Source organism: Rhodococcus opacus B4 (genome assembly GCF_000010805.1).
GTDB classification, from domain to species: Bacteria; Actinomycetota; Actinomycetes; order Mycobacteriales; family Mycobacteriaceae; genus Rhodococcus_F; species Rhodococcus_F opacus_C.
The window spans coordinates 3191384-3205637 of record NC_012522.1 but is presented as its reverse complement, the minus strand read 5'-3'; the positions used below and the strand labels follow the sequence as shown (position 1 = coordinate 3205637).

General features: G+C 68.2%; 13 protein-coding genes. 12 read left to right on the top strand and 1 reads right to left on the bottom strand.

Going from position 1 to position 14254, the window contains the following annotated elements:
- Window positions 1-10: 10 nt before the first annotated feature.
- The gene (locus ROP_RS14750) at window positions 11-1156 is read left to right on the top strand and encodes a hypothetical protein (protein ID WP_231868918.1); all 1146 of its coding nucleotides are present in this window, start codon (window positions 11-13) and stop codon (window positions 1154-1156) included.
- A 68-nt stretch (window positions 1157-1224) separates the two neighbouring features.
- On the opposite strand, the gene ROP_RS14745 is transcribed toward ROP_RS14750, so the two are convergent.
- Window positions 1225-2058, bottom strand: a complete 834-nt coding sequence (locus ROP_RS14745) for a helix-turn-helix transcriptional regulator (RefSeq protein WP_012690180.1) — start codon at window positions 2056-2058, stop codon at window positions 1225-1227.
- Window positions 2059-2176: 118 nt separating this feature from the next.
- Here ROP_RS14745 and ROP_RS14740 point away from each other — a divergent pair, with 118 nt between their 5' ends.
- Genes ROP_RS14740 through ROP_RS14690 form a run of 11 tightly spaced genes read left to right on the top strand, consistent with a single transcriptional unit; the run spans window position 2177 to window position 14020 of the window.
- The gene (locus tag ROP_RS14740) at window positions 2177-2893 is read left to right on the top strand and encodes a PEP-utilizing enzyme (protein WP_043824771.1); all 717 of its coding nucleotides are present in this window, start codon (window positions 2177-2179) and stop codon (window positions 2891-2893) included.
- A 4-nt stretch (window positions 2894-2897) separates the two neighbouring features.
- Window positions 2898-4457, top strand: coding sequence for a hypothetical protein (locus ROP_RS14735; RefSeq protein ID WP_012690178.1), 1560 nt, complete (start codon window positions 2898-2900; stop codon window positions 4455-4457).
- Window positions 4454-5929, top strand: coding sequence for an AMP-binding protein (locus tag ROP_RS14730; protein WP_012690177.1), 1476 nt, complete (start codon window positions 4454-4456; stop codon window positions 5927-5929). The genes ROP_RS14735 and ROP_RS14730 overlap by 4 nt, the downstream gene beginning before the upstream one ends.
- A 23-nt stretch (window positions 5930-5952) precedes the next feature.
- A complete protein-coding gene (locus tag ROP_RS14725) occupies window positions 5953-6561 on the top strand; it encodes a hypothetical protein (protein WP_012690176.1) in 609 nt (202 codons plus the stop codon).
- Window positions 6558-8297, top strand: coding sequence for a pyruvate, phosphate dikinase (locus ROP_RS14720; RefSeq protein WP_012690175.1), 1740 nt, complete (start codon window positions 6558-6560; stop codon window positions 8295-8297). Before ROP_RS14725 ends, ROP_RS14720 begins: the two co-directional genes overlap by 4 nt.
- Complete coding sequence (locus ROP_RS14715) at window positions 8294-8827, top strand: acetyl-CoA carboxylase biotin carboxyl carrier protein (RefSeq protein WP_012690174.1); 534 nt, start codon at window positions 8294-8296, stop codon at window positions 8825-8827. Before ROP_RS14720 ends, ROP_RS14715 begins: the two co-directional genes overlap by 4 nt.
- Window positions 8820-10229, top strand: a complete 1410-nt coding sequence (locus ROP_RS14710) for an acetyl-CoA carboxylase biotin carboxylase subunit (RefSeq protein WP_012690173.1) — start codon at window positions 8820-8822, stop codon at window positions 10227-10229. The genes ROP_RS14715 and ROP_RS14710 overlap by 8 nt, the downstream gene beginning before the upstream one ends.
- Complete coding sequence (locus ROP_RS14705; RefSeq protein ID WP_012690172.1) at window positions 10226-11725, top strand: carboxyl transferase; 1500 nt, start codon at window positions 10226-10228, stop codon at window positions 11723-11725. The genes ROP_RS14710 and ROP_RS14705 overlap by 4 nt, the downstream gene beginning before the upstream one ends.
- Complete coding sequence (locus ROP_RS14700; RefSeq protein ID WP_012690171.1) at window positions 11725-12138, top strand: Zn-ribbon domain-containing OB-fold protein; 414 nt, start codon at window positions 11725-11727, stop codon at window positions 12136-12138. Before ROP_RS14705 ends, ROP_RS14700 begins: the two co-directional genes overlap by 1 nt.
- Window positions 12135-13274 (top strand): thiolase family protein, encoded by a 1140-nt coding sequence (locus tag ROP_RS14695; protein WP_012690170.1) that lies wholly within the window; start codon window positions 12135-12137, stop codon window positions 13272-13274. The genes ROP_RS14700 and ROP_RS14695 overlap by 4 nt, the downstream gene beginning before the upstream one ends.
- On the top strand, window positions 13271-14020 hold the full coding sequence (locus ROP_RS14690; protein ID WP_012690169.1) for a tyrosine-protein phosphatase: 750 nt from the start codon (window positions 13271-13273) through the stop codon (window positions 14018-14020). Before ROP_RS14695 ends, ROP_RS14690 begins: the two co-directional genes overlap by 4 nt.
- Window positions 14021-14254 lie beyond the last annotated feature (234 nt).

The window sequence follows — 14254 nt, the reverse complement described above, 5'->3', positions numbered from 1 at the left end:
GAGGCCCGACGTGCGCCAATCGATGCAGAAGATCGTCTCGGCAGACGAGATGCTGTGCCACCAGACGCCCGAGACGTTCGCCACGATCAGCCAGGCCGACAACACGTGGACCGAGAAGCTGTGGTCGTCGCTCTTCTCGCGCGACGGATCGATACAGGTAGATGTGGGAATCGGGAAGTACCACAACCGGAACGTCATGGATATGTTCGCGGGGATCTCCCGCGGCAAGGAGCAGCTCACCGTCCGTGCGAGCCGGCAACTCGACCTCGACGCGGAACGGGTGGGGGTCGGTCCCCTGGATTACGAGGTCCTCGAGCCGCTCCGCAAGGTTCGGTGGACGCTGCAGGAGAACGACGTCATTCCGGTTCGCTTCGACCTCACCGTCACCGGAGTGCTGCCACCGTTCCTGGAACAGAAGGACGCGCAGCGCGAGACCCAGGGCTTCCGTGTGCAGTCGGATCTCCTGCGCTACCACCAGGCGTCGACGATCAGTGGCGAAATCTGGATCGACGGTGAGCGCATCGAGGTCCGTGACGAGGAGTGGTTCGGATTCCGCGATCACTCCTGGGGCGTGCGGATGGACGTCGGGGAACCTGCCCCGGATATTTACAAGCCCCAGCGGCTGGACAGCGACTTCCTCCTCACCTGGAGCCCGATGTGGTTGCAGCGCCCGGACGGTTCCAGCTACGAGATCCATCACTATCTCCAGTGGGTCGACGGAGTGACGACCTACTTCTCCGGATTCGAGAACCGCCCCGACGGAACCCAGATTCCGTTGCACGGATTGCAGGACGACCTGAAGTACGACCCGGTCAACCGCCGGTTGCTCGGGGGGAAGCTGACTTTCGACGCCGGCTGGGGCGAGACCCGCACCATCGAGATCGAACCGGTCAGCGACACCGGCTTCCACCTCGGCACGGGACTGTATTTCGGATTCAAGGGCCACCGGCACGGTCAATGGCACGGTCCGTCGCATCTCGACGGCGAACGGTACGCCGATGTCTCCGAGGCCGACACGGCGCGGGAGGTACATCAGTTGCGGGACTGCGTGATCCGTTGCCGTGAGGGCGATGCCGTCGGGTACGGAATCTTCGAATCGATGGTGATCGGCGAACATCCCCGCTACGGGCTGACGAAGGAGAACTCCTTCCTCTGACCGGAGCGGAAGAAGGGGCCGCGGACGAATTGTCCGCGGCCCCTTCTGCCGTGTCCGCCGAGGCCGAACTATGTTCGCTGAGCGCGGGCGAGCAGCGCGAGCTCAATCCGTGACTGGCATCCGGTGGACGTGAGAATCCGGGTGACGTACTTCTTCACGCTGTCCTCGGCGAGGGAGAGGATTTCGGCGATCTGCGCATTCGACAACCCGTCCGCGACGAGCTGGACCACCTGCCGCTGTCGCTCGGACAGCTTCGCGAGCGCGCCCTGCGGTCGCGACGCCGGCAGCCCGCGCGCCATCGCCGACATCTGCTTGCTGAGCAGTCGCAGCGTGGCCGCCTCGGCGGCGCCGATCTTGCCCGGCTCCGGGTCGAACATCCCGAGGAGTGCGGTATGCCCCGAGCTCAGCTCCAGGCGCAGCGCCGCGGCGGTCTGCATCCGCCACGTGGACGACAGGAAATATCTGACGTACGCGTCCGCCGCGGCCGGCAACTGTCCCATCGATTGCAGCTCGTCCAGCGTGGACAGCCCGCTGTGGACGAGTTGGCGCATCGCCACGGGGGTGCCGAAGATGTCGTACCGGGCCCACCGGTCCTGGTATTCGGGCAGCATCTTGGCGGTCTTGCCGGCCGTCAGGGGTGCGGAGTCCTCGAACACGGTGTGGAAGGTCGGGCCGGCGAAGAAGGAGACGTGTCGGAGCGCGAAGTGCTCGCTGATCGCGTCGACGGCGCGCTCTTTGAAGTCGGGCAGGCAGGCTGCGTCGGCGCACTGTTCGAGGACGTCGAAGGCGCGTTCGTAGTCGGCCTTGTGCAGCTGGGCGCGGAGGGGGGAGTGGGTTCCGGACGTGGACCGTGTGGTTTTCGGAGATGTCTCGGAACTGTCCCCCAACGTGGACTGGGTCACACTGCCGATAGTAACTAGTTTTTCCTCACAAGGAAAAGATCCCGGAGAGAAAGGGCCAGGTAGAGGCCCCCTTTTCGGTCGGTGGCGCTATGGCTGCCGCTCAAATGAGTGAGGTGACATGTCCGACTCCGCGGTTACTGCCCCGAAATGGGGATCGACCGAAATGCTGCCGTTGCCCGGCCGCTTCAACACCGCAGTGCGGTCGTTGGTGGCGCAACGGCGGGCGGCCACCGATTGTCAGTGGAAGGACGTCGTATTCGAACGTCAATTCGATCTCTTCTCCGTGGACGACGCCCGGGCCGTCGAGCAGGAGGCCCTGGATTCCGGGTACCGGTTCGAGTACTCGGCGACGGTCTCGCTCGATTCCGAGCCGGACAAGTACAAGCGCGTCGACCGTGAGGCGCGGACGTTCGCGGAGGGTCTGGATTCGGACGGGCGCCGGCAGGTGGGCGTCGGCGACAACGTCATCAAGAAGTCTCGGACGGTCACCGGACCGGTCGCCCTGGTCTCCACAATCGAGCAGGTCATGGAATTCCTCACGGACGGCATCCCGCCGGGCACCATCGCCGTGATCGGCGATTCGGGCGGCACCCTGACCGCTCCGATCATCGAGGGGTTCGCCGGAGTCATCTGCCTCGGCGGCACCGTGCGCTCCCACCTGGGCATCCTCGCCCGGGAGTACGACGTTCCCACGCTGATGAACTGCAAGATCAACGACCTGAAGAACGGCGACGTGGTGGAACTCGAAGTGACCGCGGCACCTCCGGCGTCGGACGCATACGAGTTGGGTGACACCGGGCATGCCCGGATCTGGCTGATCGAGAACGAGGGCTGAGACCATGGCGAACCTGAACTACCGGACTCTGCTGGAAACCAACAACTACCTGCGGAGCCTGTCGGACACCACCTACTGGCTGTGCATCACGCGCACCGTGCAGGAGTCGAAGCTGTTCCCGATGAACCCGTACATGCTGGTGAGCTATCTCAACAGCTTCTACCGGTTGCCCACCCTGCTGCGTGAGATCGACTCGGCGACGCCGGCCGAGGAACTCGGCGACCGGGCCCGCGAGGTCAGCCTGAAGGTGGACACGGTCAACGCGGCGTGGGGTATGCCCGCGTTCTACCTCATCGGCCGCGAAATGCTGATGAACTGGGGACTGATCCGGCCCACCGACGCCGTCGACGACGTCGTCGACGTGCTCGACTTCTCCCGGCGCTTCAATCTGGCGTATCACCGCAACGACGGGCACCTGACGAACAAGGAGTTCGGCGACCGCAGCCAATTTCTGCCCGAACGCACCCTGCAGGTGTTCGAGTCGGACCTCCACGGCGTCGTTCCCGGCGACCGGCTGCACACCGCCGCCACCAAACTCGTTGCCCAGCTGTCCCAGTACGCGTTCCTCGCCCACTGCGAGTGCCGTATCGGTCTGCACAACAGCGGCCCCTACAACTTCGGCGACAACCGGCAGATGATCATGCGGGACTTCTTCGACCTCACCGAGGGCGACTACCCGTGGCTCGACGGCATCGCCTCTCAGCTGCCGTTCAACAATCTCACCATTCCGATCGTGTTCAAGGGCACCAACTTCCACCTCATGGACGACTGGGCGTCGTTCGAGGCCGAACCGGGATACAACGCCGCGAACATCGAGGCGGTCGGCATGTACACCTCGGACGCGTTGACCGACGGCTACATTCCGGTCGGCATGGACAACGCCGACACCCTGGCCGACACCATGGAGCAGTACCGCGAGATCCTCAACGAGGCGACCACCGACCTGTGGAAGCGGATCGCCAACTGGTCACGTGAGCAGATGATCGACGCCGGCGCCATGGTCTACTCCTCGGTCGGCAAGGACTTCGCGCATCTCGCCGGAACCTACCGGCAGGACTACTGGTTCCAGATCGACGAGCGGGTGCAGCGGTTCAAGCCGTTGCTCAACGACGAATACGGTCGCGACAACCTCGGGGAGATGGTCGGTCTGCTGGGGTTACCCCACCAGACGAGCAACGAGTACACCATGGCCCGCTACTCCGACCTGAACCGCAACATGCTCACCGGAATCCCCTTCTCGGTGCTCACCGACGACGACTATGCGCCGACCGCCGGCGATCAGTTCACCGGTTCGTCCAGCCTGCCCGAGAAGACCGGTCTGTGGACCACCAGCGCCGGACGGGTCGACATCGACGACTACAACCAGCGCGCACGGGGATTCACGCCCGCCGTACTGGACGGGCGCAACCGCTTCCTCGACGAGGAGTGGGTGAAGTGGAACCACGGGACCCCGCAGGCGGACGAGCTGTACCGCCTCACCCAGCGAGGCTCCCGGAACCTCGAGGGCCGCGGATCCGGATTGCGTCGCGCAGACCTCCCCGCCGCGAGGGAGGCGAAGGAATGACGATGCAGATCGGTGACCTGATCCGCCGCGCCGGGCGGCAATTCGGTTCCGCTCCCGCGCTGATCGACGGCGACCGGGTGGTGAGCTTCGCCGAATTCGACGAGCTCACCGACCGGCTCGGCCACGCGCTGCTGGCCCGCGGCCTCGAATCCGGCGACCGCGTCGCGGTCCTGATGCCCAACGGCATCGACGGCGTCGTCGTCTACTACGCCCTCGCGAAGGCCGGCCTGGTCCGGGTCCCGCTGAACGTCCGCGAGACCGCCCACGAGCACGCCTACAAGGTCGAGGACTCGCAGGCACGAGCGCTGGTCCACGCCGGGGAGCCGCCCGCGAAGGTCGAGGTGATGATCACCGCCGACGAGCTGCCCGGCCTCATCGCCGGCGCCGCCGACGGTCCCTGCGACGTGCGGCGCGACCAGGACGAACCACTGCGCCTGGCCTACACCGGCGGCACCACCGGCAAGCCGAAGGCGGTGGTGCTGACCACGCGCAGCGAGCTCGCCGAAGTGGCCAACTTCCTGGTCGACCTGCTGCCCAACCTGCGACCGGATTCGGTGATGCTGCACGCCGCACCCATCACCCACGGCAGCGGCGCGTTCTTCCTGCCGCACCTGGTCAAGGGTGCCCCGAACGTCATCGTGTCGAAGTTCTCGCCCGCCGCGTTCCTCGAGGCCGCGCAGAAGTACAGGGCCACTTCGACGTTCATGGTTCCGACGATGATCGCGATGTTGCTCGAGAACCCTGCCGCGGCAACGGCGGACCTCGCTCTCGAGCGGTTGTGCTACGGAGGTGCCCCGATCGCTACCAGCGTGCTCCAACGCGGAATCGTCATCCTCGGACCGGTTTTCGCGCAACTCTACGGCCAGGCGGAGGCGCCGCTGGCGATCACCTGCCTGCAGCCGTGGGAGCACACACCCGAACGACTCACCTCCGCCGGCAAGCCCTACACCTTCGTCGAGGTGCAGGTCCGTTCCACCGACGGCACCGTGCTCGGGCCCGGCGAGGTCGGGGAGGTCCTGACCCGGGGCCCGCACACGATGAGCCGGTACTGGCGGCGTCCCGACGCCACCGCCGAGACGATCGAACCGGACGGCTGGCTGCACACCGGCGACATCGGTCGCTGGGACGAAGACGGCTACCTGCACCTGCTCGACCGCAGGCACGACGTCATCATCTCGGGCGGTTTCAACGTCTACCCGCGTGAGGTCGAAGACGCCCTGCTGACGCACCCCGCCGTCGTCGAGGCCGCCGTCGTGGGCCTGCCCGACGAGAAGTGGGGCGAACGTGTCGCGGCCGCGGTCGTCACCCGATCCGCCGCCGCACCCGACGAGATCCTCGAGTTCTGCTCCGATCGGCTGGCGGGTTTCAAACGCCCTCGCTCCCTGGAGATCTGGCCGAACATCCCCACCAGCCCGGTCGGGAAGTCCCTGCGCCGCGAAGTCCGTGACCGCATGGTCGCCGCGCGGGCGTGACCCTGACACCGAAAGGACCCCTCATGCTCGACTTCTACGAACTCACCGTGCACACCCTGACGTTGCGTCAGCTCGGATCCGCCGAGCAACTCGCCGAGATCAACGCACTCCCCGTCGCCGACGTCGAGGCGGCGCTGGAGAAGGCCGTCGCCGACGGCGCGGTGATGGCCGCCCGCGGCAACTTCATGATCACCCCCGCCGGCCGCGAATTCCTCGACGGCGTGTACCCGCGGGCCTTCGCGGGGATTCGGTCCGACGACGCCGTGACAGCCGCGATGGACGACTTCGAGACCGGGGTGAACAAGCAGGTACTCGCCCTCACCACCGACTGGCAGACCGTCGAGGTCGACGGCGCCCGCGTGAGCAACGACCACGCCGACGCCGACTACGACGCCAAGATCATCGAGAAACTCGGCCGTGTGCAGGAGAAGACGCAGAAAATCCTTGCCCCGCTGATCGAGGCGGATCCCCTGGTGGAGCGTTTCCTCGACCGGATCGGTGCGGCCCTGACCCGCGCCGAGGGCGGCGAGACCGACTACGTCAGCGGTGTCCGCGTCGACTCCGCACACACCGTGTGGTTCCAGATGCATGAGCACATCCTCCGCCTGACCGGACGGGAGCGCCCCGAATGAGCACCGCAACGAGTTTCCGCTGGCTGGTCGTCCCCGACGAGACCGCCGCCGAGCCGAGCCGGGACCTGGTCGGTGGGAAGGCCTGGAGCCTGTGGCGCATGCAGTCGCTGGGACTGAAGGTGCCGCCGGCGTTCGTCGTCACCACCGACGCCTGCGCGGCCTACTTCGCCGACGGCGGCCTGCCCGACGGGCTGGCCGACGAACTGGTCACCGGAATCCGGTTGCTGGAGAGCCGACTCGGCCGCACCTTCGGCGGCAGCGAACGCCCGCTGCTGGTGTCGGTGCGATCGGGTGCCGCGATCAGCATGCCGGGCATGATGGACACCATCCTCGACCTCGGCTGCAACGACGAGGTGGAGGCCGCCCTGGCCGCCGAGAGCGGGGACCCCGACTTCGCGGCCGAGGTGCGCCGCCGTTTCACCGGTTTCTACGGCCGCCTCGTCCTCGGCTGCACCGAAGACCTCGAGGACCTGCCCGACACGGCGTCGGTGCGGGCCGCGATCTCCGCCGACGTCGACGACACGGTGCCGGCCGACCCGTGGGAACAACTGCGCGCCGCCGTCGCCTCGGTCTTCCAGTCGAGTCGGTCCCGGCGTGCCCTCGCCTACCGCAAGCACTACGGCATCCCGGACGACCTCGGAACCGCGGTCACCGTGCAGGCGATGGTGTTCGGGAACCTCGACGACGACTCCGGCACCGGGGTGCTGTTCACCCGCAACCCGGTCGACGGCACCCGCGAGCCCTACGGCGAGTATCTGCAGCGGGGGCAGGGGGAGGACGTCGTGTCCGGCCGGGTCACCCCGAAACCCCTGTCCGATCTGGAAGAGCGCTGGCCGACCGTGCACGGGGAACTCCTCGAGGCTGCCGAGCGCCTCGACCGTGAGGGCCGCGACGCCCAGGACATCGAATTCACCGTGCAGAGCGGAGAGTTGTTCCTGCTGCAGTCCCGGCCGGCGAAGCGCACCGCCCGCGCCGCGGTCCGGATCGCCGTCGAACTCGTCGACGAGGGCGTCCTCGACCCCGCGGAGGCGCTGACCCGCGTCACCGCGGACCAGATCCGCAGCCTCCTGCGGCCGGAAATCGCCGCCGGCGCCGCCGACAACGCGGAGGTGCTCGTGGCCGGAGTGGCCGCCAGCCCGGGTGTCGCCACCGGCGTGGTGGTGGATACTCCCGAAGCGGCACAGGCGAATCCGGGATGCATCCTGGTTCGCAAGTCGACCAGTCCGGACGACGTGCACGGCATGATCGCGGCCGCCGCGGTCGTCACCGAGCAGGGCGGCGCGACCTCACACGCGGCCGTCGTCAGCCGGGCCCTCGACACCCCCTGCGTCGTCGGCTGCGGCGCCGACACCGTCGAGAGTCTGGTCGGCCGGACCGTCACCGTCGACGCCACCACCGGCAGGGTCTACGCCGGCGAATTGCCGACCTCGGCGGTCGACGAGAGCGAGGACGAGGACCTGCGCCGGCTCACCGAGTGGGCCGAGAGTGCCACGCCGCTGCGGGTGGGCACCGACGTCGCCGTCGAACCGGTCTTCGATGCGGACACCCTCCCTGCCGAAGACCTCGGTGAGCAATTGCCCGCCATCCCGGCCGGGACCAAAACCCTACGCGGCGCGGTGTTCTGCGCCCCCGACGGCGTGCGCGCCGCACTCGACGCGGGTGTCGACGCGATCGTCACCAACCACCGGCTGCCGGTGCTGCTCGCCGCCATCGCACACCAGAGGAGGACGTCATGACCACGTCGGAACGCGTGACCCACCGCGAGGTGCAGGAGATCCTGCGCACCTTCCAGGAGTCCGGATGGGCCTCCATGACCCTCGAACTCGACGGTATCCGCATCACCGTCGGCAAGGACGGCCCCCCGGCGGCCGCGGGCACGGCCCCGGCACCGACGGCTGCCCCGGTGGCCGCTCCCGTCGCCGCGCCGCCGGCACCGCAGGCTTCCGTCGCGCCGGCCCCCGCCCCGGTTGCGAGCGCCCCCGCACCGTCGGCACCGGCCGCCGCGGTCGACACCGCCGGCTGCATCGAGGTCCGATCGCAGACGGTCGGCGCGTTCTGGACGGCGCCGAGCCCGGGTGATCCGCCGTTCGTGCAGGTCGGGCAGACCGTGGAGGCCGGGCAGCAGATCGCGATCGTCGAGGTCATGAAGTTGATGAACCCCGTGCTCACCCCGCAGGGCGGCGAGATCGTGCAGATCTGCGCCACCAACGCGGACCTGGTCGAGTTCGACCAGGTGCTGTTCCTGATCAGGCCGACCGATGGCTAGCCCGTCGACCCTGACCACCGAGCCGCCGCGCCGCACCCCACTGCGGCGGGTCCTGGTCGCCAACCGCGGCGAGATCGCGGTACGGGTGATCACGGCCTGCCGCACCCACGGCATCGAAACGGTCGCGGTGACCTCGACGGTGGACCGCGACGGGCTCGCCGCCCGGTTGGCCGATCGCGCCGTCTGCATCGGTCCCGCCCCGGCCGGGCAGAGCTATTTGTCGATCCCCGCGGTGCTCAGCGCCGCCCTCGGCGCCGGCTGCGATGCCGTGCACCCCGGCTACGGGTTCCTGTCCGAAAACCCGGAATTCGCCGCCGCCTGCGTCGCCGAGGGCCTCACGTTCGTCGGACCGCGGCCGGCGGCGGTCGCCGAGGCCGGGGACAAGGCCCGGGCCCGCGAACTCGCACGCTCGGCGAACATTCCCGTGTTGTCGGGATCTCCGGTACTCGACTCGGCCGAGGCCGCGGTCGCCGCCGCGGCCGAACTCGGTTACCCGGTTCTGGTCAAGGCCGCTGCCGGCGGCGGCGGCCGCGGCATGTCGGTGGTGGAGAACGAATCCGAGTTGCGGGCCCGCTGGTCGCCCGCCGGGGCCGAGGCGCAGTCGGCGTTCGGCGACGGACGGCTCTACGTCGAACGGTTCATCCGTAATGCCCGGCACATCGAGGTCCAGGTGCTCGGGGACAAGCACGGCTCCGTCATCCATCTCGGGGAACGCGACTGCACCCTGCAACGGCGCCACCAAAAGGTGGTGGAGGAGTCGCCGGCACCCAACCTGCCGGAGGAGATCCGGCAGCACATCCACCGCAGCGGCGTCGCGTTCGCCGAGGCGCTCGAACTCGACAGCGCCGGGACCGTCGAATTCATCTACGACGCAGACCGTTCCGAATTTGCCTTCCTCGAGTTCAACGCGCGAATCCAGGTGGAACACCCGGTCACGGAGATGGTCACGGGTGTCGATCTCGTCGCCGAGCAGTTGCGCTCGGCGGCCGGTGAGCCGCTGCGGTTCACCCAGGACGACATCGACCTGACCGGACACGCCATCGAGGTCCGCATCACCACCGAAGACCCGGCCCGGGGTTTCATCCCCAACCCCGGAACGGTGCAGACCTGGGATCCCCCGGAGGGCACGGGAATCCGCGTCGACAGCCACTGCGAACCCGGCTACGTCGTCACGCCGTACTACGACTCGCTGCTGGCGAAGATCGTGGCGCACGGACCCGACCGTGACGTCGCTGCGGATCGGATGGTTGCCGCCCTCGGGAGGCTCGGGGTGACCGGAGTTCCCACCACCGCCGATTTCGCCCGTGTGGCACTGGACCATCCGGACTTCCGGGCCGGCACCGTCACGACCGAGTGGATCGCCTCTCGCGGCCTCCCCGACTATCTGGAGAAGATCTCATGAGTTACCTCGACATCGCTCCGCGCAACGACGACGGCACCCGGCGCAAGATCGACATCGTCGACCAGACTCTGCGCGACGGCCCGCAGAGCTGGTGGGGCATGCGGCTGCGCAAGGACATGGGCCTGCCCATGGCCGCCGAGCTCGACCGCACCGGCTTCCACACCATTGACCTCGCCGGCAGTTCGATCTTCGAGGTGCTGGTGCGGCACTGCAAGGAAGATCCGTGGGAGCAGCTGATCTCGCTGTCGAAGTCCATGCCGGAGACGACGGTCCGAGCCGGCACCCGAAGCAACGGCATCGTCACCTTCGGACTCACCGCGGACAGCGTGATGGACCTGTGGGTGCAGCGGCTGATCGCGCACGGCATCGGCAGCTTCTGGATCTACGACGGCCTGTTCAACATCGACAAGATCGGCCGCCTGGTCAAGACCGTCCAGGCCGAGGGTGGTCAGGCGCTGCCCTGCATCCTCTACGCCGACACCCCGTACCACACCGACGAGTACTACGCCGCCCGCACGCGGGAGCTGGTCGCGACCGGCGCCGACGGTATCGAACTCGAGGACGCGGCCGGACTGCTCACCCCCGAGCGCACCCGCTCCCTCGTCGCGGCGATCAAGGGCGCGGCCGGCAACCTGCCGGTGGAGGTCCACTTCCACAGCAACAACGCGCTCGCGCCGCTGAACTACCTCGAGGCCGTCCTCGCCGGTGCCGACCGCGTGCACACCGCGAGCCGCCCGCTGGCCGCCGGAGTGTCGCTGCCCTCCACCGAGAACACGGTGGCGAATCTGCGCTACGCGGGTTTCGACGTCGACCTCGACGAGTCCCGCTTCGCCGCGGTCGAGCAGCACCTGCTGCGCGTCGCGGAGTACGAGGACCTGCCGGTCGGTCAGCCGGCCGAGTACTCCCTGTTCCAGTACCGTCACCAGCTTCCCGGCGGGATGGCGGGCACGTTCAAGGCGCAGCTGCGGGACCGTGGCATGGAGGACCGTTTCGAAGAGGTGCTCGACGAGATGTCCCGGGTGCGAGAAGAACTCGGCTATCCGGTCATGGCTACCCCGTTCTCACAGCTGGTCGGCACCCAGGCGGTGCTGAACGTGGTGACGGGATCGCGGTATTCGGTGGTGCCGGACGAGGTGATGATCTACGCGCACGGCTTCTACGGCACACCGGCCGCGCCGATGGACCCGAACGTGCTCGACACCATCATGAGCTCCCCCAAGGCGAAGAGCTACCAGAACTGGGAGCCTCCGCAGCCGAGCCTGGACGAACTGCGCAAGAAGTTCGGCGAGTCGATCAGCGACGACGAACTGCTCCTGCGACTGCTCGTTCCCGAGAACGACATCGACATCATGCGCGCGACCCCGCAACGCAACCGCGACTTCGCCCCCACCAGCACGCAGATGAAGTACATCAGGGACCTGGTCGAGACGTCCGTCGGCGCGTACCTGCACATCGAGGCCGAGGACTTCTCGCTGACGCTGGAAGGCGACCACTGATGAGCGAACTCGGGGTGGGACGCCCGACGAAGCGGCGGGCCGGCTCCGCCGTCGGGGGACTGCATGTCGCGGACTCGCGGCCGGTCCTCGCCGGGGACGCCGTGCTCGGCTCGCGGTGCACGGCGTGCCGGTACCCGACCGCGCAGCAGCATCTGCCGTGGTGCCCGGTGTGCTACAGCACAACCGAGCCGGCCCGCTTCGCCCGCACGGGCACGACCTGGTCGTCGACGGTGGTCGCCATCCCGGTCGGCACGCACCGGCCGCCGTTCGGGCTGGCGTACATCGACCTCGACGACGGCCCCCGGGTCCTCGTCCACCTCGCCGAACCGGCCGTGCTCGCACTCGGCACCCGGGTCGAGATCACCGGAACAGACGACGGCGACCTCTTCGCCACTGCGGAGGGACAGCGATGAACCAGGCCATGTTGTGGGGCGTCGGAACGTCGTCGTACGGCCGGTTCCCGGACCAGCGGGTCGAATCGCTGGCCTGGACCGCGGTCGCCGAGGCGGTGCAGGACGCCGGCATCCGGCCCGACGCGATCGACGCCATCATCGTCGGGTCGGTGTTCGGCCCGCCCGGGGTGGCGACGCGTATCCAACGCGGACTCGGCATTCCGTCCGTGCCGATGTGGACCGTCGAAAACGCGTGCGCCAGCGGCACCGCCGCCTACCACGAGGCGGTCGAAGCGGTACGGCACGGCCGATTCCGGTGCGTTCTGGTGCTCGGCGTCGATCAGATGTCGACGCTGTTCTCCGGGGCGATCGTTCCCGAGGCGACCGACCCGGAAGGTGCTGCGTCGCTGCCGTTGCCGGGGCTGTACGCCCTGCAGGCACAGCGGTATGTCGGTGAATTCGGGGTCACCCCGGAACAACTCGCCGCCATCGCGGTGAAGAACAAGAGCAACGGGATGGACAATCCGCGCGCCCAGTTGCGGGGGACGGTGCCGACCATTCAGGAGGTGCTCGACTCCCGGTTGATCGCCGAACCCCTCACGTTCCTGCAGTGCTGCCCGACCAGCGACGGAGCCGGCGCCGCGATCGTCGGCGGTGACCGCGGCAACCGCAACGATCTGCGGATCGAGGCGTCCGCGATGGTCTCCGGAGCCCTGTGGGACCAGCGCAGCGAGGACGTCTGGGGATACGCCAGCGTGGCCCGCGCCGCCGAAAAGGCCTTCGCGCAGGCCGATCGCACCCCACAGGAAATCGACGTGCTCGAGGTGCACGACGCCTTCACCATCGGGGAGATCATCACCCTCGAAGCGCTCGGTATCGCACCCCGCGGCAAGGGCGCCGAACTCGCCCCCTCCGGGCACACCACCCGCGACGGGGCGCAACCGGTCAATCCGAGCGGCGGGTTGCTCTCGCGCGGTCATCCGCTCGGCGCGACAGGAATGGCGCAGCTCGCGGAAATCGCCTGGCAGCTCCGGGGTAGGGCAGGCGCGCGGCAAGTCGACCGGCACCGTGTCGGGCTGGTGGAGACGATGGGCGGGGGAGCGGCGGGAATGGACGGCAACGCCTGCGTCGTCACCATCCTGTCCACGCAGTCGTGACCACCGCGTACGCCGGGCTGCTCGGGTTCCGGGACGTCGGTGGACTCCGGACCCGGGACGGCGGCCGCGTTCGGAGCGGAATCCTCTTCCGGAGCGGCACACCGCAGTTCCTCGACGAGGAGTCTGCGCGGGCGCTGATCGCCGACACCGGGATCCGGGCGACCATCGACCTGCGGCTGCCCCACGAGGTCGCCGTCGAAGGACGTGGGCCGCTCGACGAGTTGCGCATCGGCCACTTCTCGCACCCGTTCAGCATCGGCGACCGCGTGGCGGAGGATTCGGCGGTCGCACCGATGGACGGTGACGACCCACTGGTCACCCGCTACCTGAAATACCTCGCCGAGGACGCCAACGGGGTCGTGTCCCTGTGCGCCCGGCTTCTCGAACCGGATGTCCTCCCGGTTCTGGTGCACTGCACCGTCGGTAAGGACCGTACGGGGGTGGCGATCGCACTGCTCCTCGACGCCATCGGGGTGCTCCGTGCGGAGATCGCCGCCGACTACGGGGCCGCCCCCGACGACGTCGTCGCATCGATGCGCCGCCTGCGCCGGATGGGCTCCTACGGCGCAGCAGCCGACCTCTACCCGCCGGAGGCATGGACGGCGCCGGCGGACGTGGTGGAGCGTTTCCTCGACCACGTCGACCAGCGGTACGGCGGCGTCCACGCTCTGCTGCGGGACAACGGGATAGGCGCCGACGACGTCCGTCGACTGACTGAATTGCTCACAGGCGCTCCGCGCCCGTGAGCCTTTTTGGTTGTTGGCGCTACCAGAAAGGCGCACGGGCGCGAAGCGCCTACGCCGCTCCAGACATCGGGAGGCCCGAGGAACTCGGACGCCTTCTCGACGATTACTCCACCGATCCCCGAGAGCGACAGGGCACCGAAAGGCGAGAGCATCTTTGCGAATTGATTCTCGGTTGCGCGGATCTTTGCCACGTAGGGCTTGGTCTGATTTTCGTAGTCCGGATGGCCGGACGGC

What these genes read in the sequence shown, in the direction of transcription:
- ROP_RS14740 (WP_043824771.1), top strand. Translation starts at nt 2,177, where the DNA reads ATGTCCGACTCCGCGGTTACTGCCCCGAAATGGGGATCGACCGAAATG.
- ROP_RS14735 (WP_012690178.1), top strand. Translation starts at nt 2,898, where the DNA reads ATGGCGAACCTGAACTACCGGACTCTGCTGGAAACCAACAACTACCTG.
- ROP_RS14730 (WP_012690177.1), top strand. Translation starts at nt 4,454, where the DNA reads ATGACGATGCAGATCGGTGACCTGATCCGCCGCGCCGGGCGGCAATTC.
- ROP_RS14725 (WP_012690176.1), top strand. Translation starts at nt 5,953, where the DNA reads ATGCTCGACTTCTACGAACTCACCGTGCACACCCTGACGTTGCGTCAG.
- ROP_RS14720 (WP_012690175.1), top strand. Translation starts at nt 6,558, where the DNA reads ATGAGCACCGCAACGAGTTTCCGCTGGCTGGTCGTCCCCGACGAGACC.
- ROP_RS14715 (WP_012690174.1), top strand. Translation starts at nt 8,294, where the DNA reads ATGACCACGTCGGAACGCGTGACCCACCGCGAGGTGCAGGAGATCCTG.
- ROP_RS14710 (WP_012690173.1), top strand. Translation starts at nt 8,820, where the DNA reads ATGGCTAGCCCGTCGACCCTGACCACCGAGCCGCCGCGCCGCACCCCA.
- ROP_RS14705 (WP_012690172.1), top strand. Translation starts at nt 10,226, where the DNA reads ATGAGTTACCTCGACATCGCTCCGCGCAACGACGACGGCACCCGGCGC.
- ROP_RS14700 (WP_012690171.1), top strand. Translation starts at nt 11,725, where the DNA reads ATGAGCGAACTCGGGGTGGGACGCCCGACGAAGCGGCGGGCCGGCTCC.
- ROP_RS14695 (WP_012690170.1), top strand. Translation starts at nt 12,135, where the DNA reads ATGAACCAGGCCATGTTGTGGGGCGTCGGAACGTCGTCGTACGGCCGG.